Source organism: Pseudomonas sp. GD03903 (genome assembly GCF_029840045.1).
GTDB classification, from domain to species: domain Bacteria; phylum Pseudomonadota; class Gammaproteobacteria; order Pseudomonadales; family Pseudomonadaceae; genus Pseudomonas; species Pseudomonas pseudonitroreducens.
This window is the reverse complement of record NZ_JAOCBT010000045.1, coordinates 1-10,445: the sequence shown is the minus strand read 5'-3', so window position 1 is coordinate 10,445 and position 10,445 is coordinate 1. Positions and strand designations below refer to the sequence as shown.

General features: G+C 64.9%; 10 protein-coding genes. All 10 read right to left on the bottom strand.

Translation table 11 applies throughout. The features are described 5' to 3' along the window. A partial coding sequence (locus N5C91_RS31565; protein ID WP_279834444.1) for a host specificity protein J occupies positions 1 to 3,025 on the bottom strand: 3,025 nt, incomplete at its 3' end. Positions 3,026 to 3,081: 56 nt separating this feature from the next. Continuing rightward, positions 3,082 to 3,651, bottom strand: coding sequence for a tail assembly protein (locus tag N5C91_RS31560; RefSeq protein ID WP_279834442.1), 570 nt, complete (start codon positions 3,649 to 3,651; stop codon positions 3,082 to 3,084). A gap of 42 nt (positions 3,652 to 3,693) precedes the next feature. Next, a complete protein-coding gene (locus N5C91_RS31555; protein ID WP_279834441.1) occupies positions 3,694 to 4,116 on the bottom strand; it encodes a hypothetical protein in 423 nt (140 codons plus the stop codon). 37 nt (positions 4,117 to 4,153) lie between these two features. Beyond that, entirely contained in the window at positions 4,154 to 4,912 is a 759-nt protein-coding gene (locus tag N5C91_RS31550) for a C40 family peptidase (RefSeq protein ID WP_279834439.1), read from the bottom strand. Between the two features lie 2 nt (positions 4,913 to 4,914). Then, on the bottom strand, positions 4,915 to 5,661 hold the full coding sequence (locus tag N5C91_RS31545; RefSeq protein ID WP_279834437.1) for a phage minor tail protein L: 747 nt from the start codon (positions 5,659 to 5,661) through the stop codon (positions 4,915 to 4,917). After that, complete coding sequence (locus tag N5C91_RS31540; protein ID WP_279834433.1) at positions 5,658 to 5,996, bottom strand: phage tail protein; 339 nt, start codon at positions 5,994 to 5,996, stop codon at positions 5,658 to 5,660. Before N5C91_RS31540 ends, N5C91_RS31545 begins: the two co-directional genes overlap by 4 nt. Continuing rightward, positions 5,996 to 9,250, bottom strand: a complete 3,255-nt coding sequence (locus tag N5C91_RS31535) for a phage tail tape measure protein (RefSeq protein ID WP_279834431.1) — start codon at positions 9,248 to 9,250, stop codon at positions 5,996 to 5,998. Before N5C91_RS31535 ends, N5C91_RS31540 begins: the two co-directional genes overlap by 1 nt. Positions 9,251 to 9,289: 39 nt before the next feature. Further along, positions 9,290 to 9,517 (bottom strand): hypothetical protein, encoded by a 228-nt coding sequence (locus tag N5C91_RS31530; RefSeq protein ID WP_279834429.1) that lies wholly within the window; start codon positions 9,515 to 9,517, stop codon positions 9,290 to 9,292. Beyond that, positions 9,514 to 9,858 (bottom strand): hypothetical protein, encoded by a 345-nt coding sequence (locus N5C91_RS31525; protein WP_279834426.1) that lies wholly within the window; start codon positions 9,856 to 9,858, stop codon positions 9,514 to 9,516. Before N5C91_RS31525 ends, N5C91_RS31530 begins: the two co-directional genes overlap by 4 nt. A gap of 41 nt (positions 9,859 to 9,899) precedes the next feature. After that, entirely contained in the window at positions 9,900 to 10,403 is a 504-nt protein-coding gene (locus tag N5C91_RS31520) for a hypothetical protein (RefSeq protein WP_279834445.1), read from the bottom strand. Positions 10,404 to 10,445 lie beyond the last annotated feature (42 nt).

The following is a 10,445-nucleotide window of genomic DNA, read 5'->3' as shown; positions in this document are numbered from 1 at the left end:
TCACGCCGGCATCCACGTCGGCCACGACCTGCGACACCTGCTGAATGGTTCCGGCGTTCTTCGACGTCGCCGCTGACACCTGCTCCACCGAACGCGCCATAGCCTGGTTTTCAGTAGCGCGGACCTGGCTCTCTTGGACGATCTGCGCCGAGGACTCTGCACCGCGCAACGCATCCTGCAGGTCTCCCTCGCCACTGTCGTCTCGATAGGCTGCGACCAGCACGCTCATCTGGCTCGCGCTGGCAGTGACCTTGCCGTCCAGCTCCTGAATATCGGCAGCGTTCTCCTGCACTTGGACGGCCAGCCCATTGGCCGTTTCCACGATCTGCCCTACGTCAGCCCAGTAGACCGGGTTCGGCGGAGGATTGCCGGCCGGTACGTTCTGCAGGGCCTGATACAGGCGACCATCCTGCCGAACGATCTGCCCCTTCAAGTAATCCACGGCAGGGTCGAAGTACTGCTCCATCAGCTGGTCAATGTTGGTCTGGATCTCCTCGATGTTGTCGAAGAACTCCTGGCCAAGCGCCGACTCCACGTACTCCTTTGTGATCAGCTCGTTGTACTCGGTGGCGTCCGACGAGGTGATGCCATCCACCCAGTCCGACCAGGCGCCCACGTTGCCGGTGCGGTCGATCAGCCGGCCACGGAAGGCCAGGCGCGCGCCGGCCGGCATCGGCATGACGGTGTGCGTGTCCGTCGGGTAGGCGAACAGGCCGAGCGCGGCGGCCGTCTGCTCACTTCCGCCAGGCGTGGTCGACTGCTGCAACTCGGTGAATGCCGTGTCCTCTGCACCGGCCGGGAAGCCCCAGTCGAGTTGAATCTTCCAGGGGCCGGAGGTGGTGCGCAGGAACGCCAGTACCGGCGGCAGGCCATCCTTGCCTACCAGGTTGGTCAGAATCGAGGTGCGCCAGATCGAGGTAATCTCGAAGGCGCTCACCGCGCGCACGCGCGCCAGGTAGGCCCCGGCATAGATGCCGGTGACGTCGACGCTGGTGGTGCCCTGGCGAGGCAGACGAATCCAGTTGCCGCTGTCCTTCTTCCACTCCACCTCGTAGGCGACGGCGCCCGCCACTGCCGGCCAGGTGATCGTCATGGTGCTTACCGCCAGCCCCTGGTCGATTGCCCAGCGCGACGAGAGCGTGACGCTGGCCGGCGGCTGCACGGTGGTAACCGGGATGACGCTGATCGGGCGCTCCTCCAGACGCGCGCCGGTGTCGATGTAGTCGAACTTGCTCGGTTCGTACTGCAGGCCGTTGATGGTCCACTGGCCGTTATCGTCGCGCTTCGTGCTCATTACCCGATAGAGCTGAACGGCTAGGTCATCGGCGTCTAGCGCCCAGCACAGTTCCGGCTCCGGCGTCTCCGAGTAGGCCGTGGTAACGGTCACAGCCTTGCCGTTGACCGACTGCACGGTGCGGCCCTCGGCGCGCCCGCTAGGCAGGTTGATGATCAGGCGATCACCGGCCTTGGCCTGGGTGACACGATCGAGCGTCACCACTCGCCCCGCGACAGCGGAGATCCGGCCTCCAATCTCGCGGCCGGCCAGCAGCGAGTCAGCCACCGGGATGATGTAGCCCGGCAGCGGAATCCGGCCTTCCATGCCGGTGCTGAAAGTGATAGTCCGGTCCTGCACGCTGGTCAGCACCAACCACTTCCCGCGCCGCTGTGCCTCGCTCTCACGGGTGCAGCCGATGGCGCTTGCCTCCACCGGGTTGTCGCCATACCGACGCAACAGTGCATCGTCGTGGTAGCCGGTGACGTCCGTGTCGTAGTTGTTCGCCGGGTTGTCGTAGCTGACGAGGGCGCGGCTGTACCTGGTGCGCGCCGAGGCGGCGCCGTAGGTGATCTTCCCGTCGATCACGTTCGCCCGGGTGAAGACGTAGTCAAAGTCGGCAGTGCGCGGCATGTCGGCCTGCGACACCAGTTGCCCCTGCGCCCAGTAGCTCATCCCCCGGTAGATCGCCGCGATGTCACGCAGCAGCGTCCAGGCCTGGGAGCGCGACTGTAGGTTGAGGTCGCACAGGAACCGAGGCTCCTGACCGCCCTTCCCATCCGGCACCAGCTGGTCGCAGTACTGGGCGATCTTGTAGAGCTCCCACTTGTCCACCATCCAGGGCTTGATCCGCTTGCCCAGGCCGAAGCGGGCGTTTGTGCTGATGTCGTAGGTGATCCACGCCGGGTTGTTGGTCCAGGCGCTCTTGAAGCTCCCATCCCAGACCCCGGTGTAAGTGCGCAGCTCCGGGTCGTAGGTGGTGGGCACCTGGACCTTGCGGGCCTTGCAGTCGACGGTGACGGCCGGGATGTTGCTGAACTGCTCCGCGCTGAACTCGATGTAGAGCAGCGCGGTATTCGGGTAGCGCAGCTTTGCGTCGATCACCTCCGTCAGGCCGGCGATCAGCATGGTATCGGCGATCAGGCTGCTGTTCTGGTTCGGAGTGATCCGGCGCACGCGCACCTGCCAGCCAGTGATCGCCGCCGGCAGATCGATTCGCTGGCTACGCTCGTAGCGGCTGGTGGTCTTGCCGTCGACTGCGTCCAGCAGCACCTGCTGGTAGGCGCCGCCGTCGGTGCTCACCTCCACCGCATACTCGATCCGGTAGCCTTTCACGTCCCCGCTGGCCTCCTGCTTCTGCAGGGCTGGCCAGGCGAAGCGCAGGCGCACGGCGGACAGCTGAGTGTTCGTTACCGAGCGCACCCACGGGGTGTCACTGCGCAGCTCCACGTTCACAGTGGTCTCGTTCTCGACCGAGGGGATGCCGGGAATGTAGTCCTGATCCACACTGCCGCTGCGCCATTCCCACTTCACGTTGGGGAAGTTGACGTTGCCGCTGGCGTCCATCAGCGGGGTGTTGTCCAGGTAAATATCCTGATCGCTCGGCCCCTCGGCGAACTCACCCTCACCCACTGCCAGCAGGATCTTGGCAGTGGCCACCGATTGCAGGCTGTCGCGCGCGATAGAGGGCTGCTTGGGCTTGCTGCTGCCGCCCTTACGGCCGCTGAGGTGCTGCTGAACTTCGGCGCCCATGCTTTTCTCCAGGCATAAAAAAACCGCCTCACGGCGGCTGTTCTAGGATGTTCGGATCAGGTCTTGTCTTCGGCGTAGATCGAGGCGCTGATGATCGCCCCGCCCCACCTGCGTTTCCCGCAGCAGTACGGCACTGGGTTGCCGCTCGCGGTGGTGTTCTTCGCGCTGCCGAAGGCGTAGCTGGGTAGGTTCTCAGGGGCTGCCGATTGGCTCAGGCCCTTGGCTTGCGGGCTGATCATCTGGACAACACCGCCCAATGTAAGAGCTACACCGACCTGCAGAGTTGGAGCGCCAAAGAAGCTCGCGACAATCAGGGCCGCGCCAACAACAGTCTGAAGCAAGCCAGCCCGCTTACTGCCGGAGATCACAGGAACAATCCGTACCTCGCGCGCGCCCCTAGCACCGACATCCGCCTCGCCAATGTTCTTGCGGTTGCGGAAGATCGCGAAGCGCATGCCCATGCGCTCCAGGCGCTGGATGGCCTCCTTGAATCCCGGCAGCGTGTTACGCAACGCGCTGAACGCCTCCTGAACGGTGCCAGTGTCCAGCAACCGACGGTGCTCACGACCAAACTCGCGAATGAGCGGACCAGATAGTTTGATAATGGTGGGCGAAGATGCAGCCACAGTTCTCTCCGGCATAAAAAAACCGCCCGGAGGCGGCTTCTTTCAATAAGTTGTAGGCAATATATCTACGTCACCGTTACTACTGGTGAACAACCTGTAGCTGAGGCGATCTCCGTCGCGGAGACTAACTTCACGCTCTCGACGATCCGTGTTAACGCCACAAAGCCCGGATCCGACAGGGCCAGCTCCGATTACAGATGATCCCGCCGGCAAATAAAACGTCACCCTCTCCTTCGTCGCGATGCGCGCCGCCAGACGTCCGTTCACATAGACGCCCATGTCACACCCTCCACCGATGAAGCCGGAGTCACGCACTACCGTGAGAGCACCGGACGGTCCGGAAGGCTTCGCTTGGTAGGCATACACGTTATCGGCCTTGGCCTGGGTTGCAGTCCCAACCGATACAGGCGAGGTCGAACACCCTGCAAGAAATACGACAACCGCCGCTCCGGTAAGCTTTTTCATGGTTCCCTCCTATCAGGTCGCCGGAGGGTAGCACAGCCTATTCCCTTGCCTGACCGTGGCGCAGGACCAACCGCGCCCGCTCAGCCCAGTTTCCGCCGTAGACGATGACCTCGCTGGGCTTGCCGTAGAGGTGGTGGAGTAGGAAAGGCCCAGCGCCGAACACCTTGCTGTCCTCTCCCGGCAGCGCCGCGTCGGCGCCGAGGTAGATGCCGGCATGGTTCGGGTGCACTGTCTTGCCCACCGCCATAACAATCATGTCCCCGCGCCGTGGCGTGTCGACCTGGTGGAAACCCGCCGCGTCGAACTGTTCTTCATAGAGGCTAGGACCATCGACCAGCTCCCACCATCCGTCCTGGCGCTCGAAGCGTTCGAACTCCAGCCCCCACTCGCGCTGGTACCAATCGGCGCAGACCTGCCAGCAATCCCAGACGCCATGGACGAAAGGTCGCCCCAGCAGAGGGATGTTGCCCGCCGGCGCGATTGTCCGCAGGTCACCCTCCGGCCAACTGAGGATGTGCCAAGGCAGGCCGGAGGCCTCGCACATGGCCAAGTCGTGCGGCGACGGCCTGCTGGTGGCGTCCGGGTGGCTATGCACGATGGCCACCACTTCGCCCAGGTCCTCCGCCGCGGCGTAGTCCTCCGGGTGCATCCGGAACTCCTCCAGCGGCTGGCTGGCCGTATTCCGGCAGCGGACGTACTGCTGCGCCTTGCCGTTGCCGATGACCACGCCGCACGCCTCGCGCGGGTACTCCTCGGCCGCGTGCGCCTGAATGGCGCTCAGGATCTGCTTGCGCATGGTCAGCTCCGGGCGATCAGGGACACGGCGGGGAAGCCGCCGAAGGGCAACTGATTGCCCTGCCCCCAACGCTTATTGCAGGACCGATAGAGGCCGGCGCACTGGTCCTTCGCCGGGTCGTCGGTCGGGTTGTCATCGATGTCGAAATACGGACCGGTGTAGCCGCAGTCGGGGCCGCGATAGCCCCCCGTCATGCACCAGTGGCACAGCGTGGTCATCTGCCGGCCGATGGCCTCATTGCCGACATCGCCTGGGCTCGCCAGCTCCCACTCCACCACCTGGTTGTCCTCGCCGGTCTTCTGGTCGAAGTACCAGATGCTGATCGACTCCTGGGTCGGGTCCGCATCGGAGTTGCCCGCCGGGAAGTTATCCGCGTCCAGGAACTCGGCCAGCGTCTCGCGGATGGTCAGCTGGAAGTTGGCCAAGTCATCGAAGGCCAGGCAGAGCGCCGTGAGGCGCCCGCTGACGTTACCCGCTGAGAACTTCGGACGAACCGCCGTGCCATCGCCGTTGGCCTCGATGCCGCTGATCTGCACTGGCCAGGCTGCGTACTCCTGCCCCTGCCACCAGATTGACTTCGCCGGCAGTTGATCCGCATTGGCGCCGGCGGCTGCCAGCTCCTGCGGGGTGTGCGGGATGGCGTGCCCATGAAAGCGCAGCACGTCAGCGCCGAACTCGCTGCCGTCCAGCTCGAACAACATGATCTCGGAGCCGGGCTCCAACTTCTGGAGCTGCAGAATGAGGCTCATGGGTGGAACGCCTGGTCAAAGGTGAGTGACAGAACCTCAATGGCGCCGGGCCTCCGCTGCTTGCGGTAGGCCTTGCACTTGTACATGCCCAGCTCACCGCCGGGCGGAGTCCACAGAAAGGATCGGTAACCCTTGTGCCGGCGAATGAAGTCAAGGATCGGGCCTACCTCATCCGGTAGGCCACCGAAGGTCAGGGACCAGCTCTGGCTCTCGCCGTTGATTCCGTCACCGGACTCCTGCGCATACCCATCGCCGAATTGCGACGGGCGGGTGCGCAGGGTGCCGTCGACATCCGCCTCGTCATCGGGCACCCAGGTAAATGTCTCGATTGCCATCAGCCCCTCCCGGCCGCGTTGCGGTAGCTGACGCCGCCAGGGCGCCACGAATCAGCGACGGCGCGCTCTGCCGCCGCCTTCATCTGCAGCTGCATGTTCTGCTGCAGCGCCTCCTGGTCCAGCTCCATACCCTCCGAACTGCGGTCTTCAACAGTGACCGCGACAGGCGCATTCACCTGCAGGGCAGTACCACCGCCCCCACCCACCGAGCGAACGCCCAGCGAGCCGTCAGCGCCGCGAGCAAGTGGTAGGATCGCCTCCGGCCCAGCCTCGCCCATGATCCCCGTGCGCCCGCCGGCCATACCGAAGGCAGTCGGCCGGCTGACGATGGAGTTGGTGAAGGCCGCACCATTGGCGAAGAACTGCACGCCGCTGGCCCAGGCGCCGCCGTCGGCCTGGGCGGCCGCCCAGTTCGCATAGGCGTTGCCGGTGTAACCGGAGGCCGATGCGCCGGCCGTTGCCGAGCCCCCCATCCAGCCACTGACTGCCGAGACTCCCGCGCCCAGCACGCCACTGAGAAGCCCCGTCGCGGCCTGCTGGCTGGCGATTCGGGCCATGTCGTTGATCACGCTGTTGGAGAAGTCGCGGAACTTGAATTTCCCCGTGGTAGCGAAATCAGCCAGGGAGTTGCTGGCAGTGTTAAAGCCAGTGGTGAGCATGTCGTCGGTCGCCGATGCAACGTCCGCCGCATCCGCCTGGATGTTCTGCCACGCCCGGCGGGCGCCGTTGCGATAGTCCCGCTGCGCATCGAGCCGAGCACCGTAGCCGTCGACCTCCATCTGCAGCTCACGCGCCTGGAAGTCGGCCAGATCCGCCAGGCGCTGCTCGTAGGCAGCGGGGCCGAGGCGCCGGCTGGCGTCCTCTTGCTGGGCCTCCAGCTCACGCCGAAGGTCGGCGTACTTCTTGCGCACGGCGTCCAGCCGCTGCGCCTGGTCGCGCTCATCGTCGCCGAGGCCGATGCCAGCGACGTCGGAGTTGATCGCGTCCTGCCGTGCCTGCAGCACCACTTCCATGGCCTTCCGGTAGGCATCGGCGCTGTTACGCCGCTGCTCGGCCAGCTTCTGCTCCTGCTGGATGCGCTTCTGGATCGAACCATCGGCATAGGCCTCGTTCAGGTTCTTGATCCCGAGCTCCATCTCGGCGCTGGTGATCTTACCGGCGGCCTGCGCCTTGCGCAGTTTCTCCACGCCCTCAGCCAGATCCTCCAGGCGCTTCTTCTCCGGCAACGCCTTGTCGATCAGCGCATCCAGCGCCTTCACCTCATCCTGCAGCGACTTCGTGCGGGCTTTGCCGCTGGCCGTCGCCGCCTGGTTGGCCTTCTTCTGCGCCTCGATCGCGTTCGCGGCCGAGAGGATCGCCTGGCGATCGGTATCGGTCAGGTCGGTGTTGTCGGCAATGAAACGATTCGCCGCTTTGATCGCGTCGTTGTTGTCCTGCAGTCCGCCCAGTTGCTTCTGCAGCGTGTCCAGGTAGGTCTGCCCGGCGCTGCTCATGCCGGTTTTCGCGGCATTGTTGGCATTGGTCGCCGCCGTGTTCTCCTGGGTTACGCCGGTCAACACACGCAGGGTTTCGGCGATCAGGCCTGAGCGGTGATCGGCATCTCCGATCGCACCGGCCTGACTAATCCACTGCTGCAGCGTGCCGGCCGGTACCTGCATCCGGTCGGCCACTTCCTTCAGGATCGGCGACAGATCCTGGCCCGAGGCGCGCGCCTGGTTCAGCCGCTCGATCAGCGACTGGTAGTCGCGCAACTGCTGGGTATACAGCCCGTTGGAGTCCCGCGCCGGCGCCGTAACCATCGCCGATCGGATCGACTGGGACAGCGCGCCGTAGGCTTCCTTGACCTTATCGGTGGCGTTGATCTGCTCCTGCTGCCACTTCACCAGCGAGGCTTCGCGCTGGTCGCGGTTGAGCTTTGCGAACTCCTCCCGCAACTGCTGCACGGGCTTGTGCAGGTCGTCCAGGCTGACGCCTGCTTGGTCGGCGTTGTCGCGCAGCAGCAGGAACGATGCCGCCGCAGTGCCGGCAAGCAGGGCGAGCCCCATCGGGCCACCCAGCACGGTCAGCAGGCCCGCCGAGGCAGCACGCAGCCCAGCTTGTGCCGTGGCCACCGATGCGGTGGCAGCGGCCTCTCGCTGCCGAGCCTGAGCGAGTGCCAGCGACATCTCGGTCTGAACGGCAGTACCGCGCGCCGCAGCCGCTTCCCTGGCCGCCAACACGGTCAGCGTCTCGGCCTTGCGCTGGTCGGCAATGGCCGACTGCATGACGGCCTCAGCCTGGGCGATCCGTGCGGCGCGATCAGCCAAGGAAGTCTTAATCGCGAGCGCTGCGCGGGCGGTATAGACCGTCAGCGCCGATACACCGGCTCCCGCCATCACAGCGGCGACGGTGCCGATGTTGTCGCCCACCACGCTGATGACACTGGCCAGGCCAGCCACAACGCCGGTGCTCTCCTCCATGCGGCCGAAGAAGTCGCCGAGGGCGTTCTGGATGTTGACCAGGGCGTCCTGCACGCTCACCGACATGTCGGCGGCTGCCTTACGGTTCACCTCCACCGTGCGCAACAGACCGGTGTTGATGTCGTCCAGCGACAGCTTGCCCTGCACACCCAGCTTGCGGATCTCCTCCGCGCTCTTACCGGTGGCACTGGCGATCGCGTCGACAATGGTCGGCATCGCATCCTGAATGGACACCCAGCCGTCGGCCTCAACCTTGCCGGTCTGCAGAGCCTTCGAGTAGGCGCCGAGCGCCGAGCCCGCCTTGTCGGCCGACGCAGCGTTGGTCACCAGCAGGAAGCTAAAGCTGTCGGTGATGTCGAGGGCCTGTTGGGTGTCGAAGCCCAGCGACTGCATCACTTTGCTGGTGCGGATGTACAGCTCCTGCGCCTCAGCCAACGGCCGGTAGGTCTCCTGCGCAGTACGCAGCAGGTGCTGCTGGACTTCGTTGTATTCTTCGGTGCTGCCGGTGACCATCTTCAGGCGGTCGGCAATCTGCCCGTAGGCGTCCACCTGGTGGATGATGCTGCCCACCAGGCCGGCACCGGCGATCGCAGCGAAGGCGCCACGGATCAGCGTGCCAGCTTGCTGGGCGCCCTGAGCCGTCCGGTCAAACGCGGAATCGACCTGAGCCAGGTTGCGGTCGATGCTCTGGGTCGTTTTCGCGACCACGCTGTCCGCGCTCGCCAGCTCCCGCCGCAGCTGTGCAGTGGTGGCCTCCAGCTGGATCAGCATCCCCTGGACTTCTTGATCGGACATCGTTTTCTCCGGGCGTAAAAAAACCGCCCGAAGGCGGTGCTATGGTTCCTGCCGTCCCCGCAAGAACGCTTTCAGGCGATCAGCCACGCTGGCCTTCCGTTGCGGTGCCGACCGCTGCTGCGGCTTGCCGCCACCCATCCAGTCCAGGCGGGCATCCAGCGCAATCAGGATCTGCGGGATTGGCGTGCGCCATGCGGTGTCAGGCGGCCAACCCAGCCAGCCGGTGGCCACGCCGAACAGGTAGTCGACGTAGCTGCCATTCCTCACGGCGCTGTGCTGGCCGCCTCGGGCTTTCCCCGTTCGGCGATGCTCGGCGGTACCGGGCTCAGCAGGCCAGTGATGTAGTCGGTGAGCTGCGCGGAGACCTTGACCACGCCAGTCTCGAAAACCTGCGTGGCGAGGGTCGTGTGCTCCTCCGGCTTCAGGCCGGCGGCAGCGATCACTATGTCAGCGCAGGCGCCAATGCTCAGCAGGCGCATGGACTCCATCGCTGGGCGCAGACCACCGAAGCGCGATTCGATCTTCAGCGCAGCCTCCAGGGTCGGCTGCAGCGTGTAGGTACGGGCACCGATCACCAGCGTGACGGTGCCGTGCAGGGCTTCACTCATGGGCGTTTCTCGTCAGAGGAGACGGGGCAGAGCCCCGTCGATCAGGGACCGGCAACCGGAGTCGGAGCGATTTCCAGGATGTCGGTGTTGATGCCGAAGGTCATGTTGCGGCGCACCACGTTGTCGGCGCTGCCCGGCGCCACGGTGTTGTTCATCACCTTCACGCCGAAGTAGTAAGTGGTCGGCAGAATCTCCGGATTGGCAGACGGGTCGCCGTCGTTCAGGGTGATCTTGACGTTGTAGTTGCCCTTGGAGCGGTCCTTGTGCGCCACCTTGACCGCGTTCTGGCCGGCGTCGCCGTTGTCCAGGCCAACGGTGAGGGTCAGGTCACCGGCATCGGCGGTGCCCTTGTACTTGCGCACCCGACCGTTAGCCAGCGATGTAAAGTTCACGTTGCTGAAGGTGTCGCCGAACTCGCCGATGTCCTCGATCTCGCCGATATCGACGTAGGTGTCCGCCTTGTACTCGGCTTCGGTGTCCGCCGGCGTTTTGCTGCCGAGGGCCACGCGGCAGCCGGCAGCCGTATTGAGATTGTCTTCTGCCATGGTGTCCTCCACTGGCGTTGGGTTGGTGGTGCTCAGGTAGTA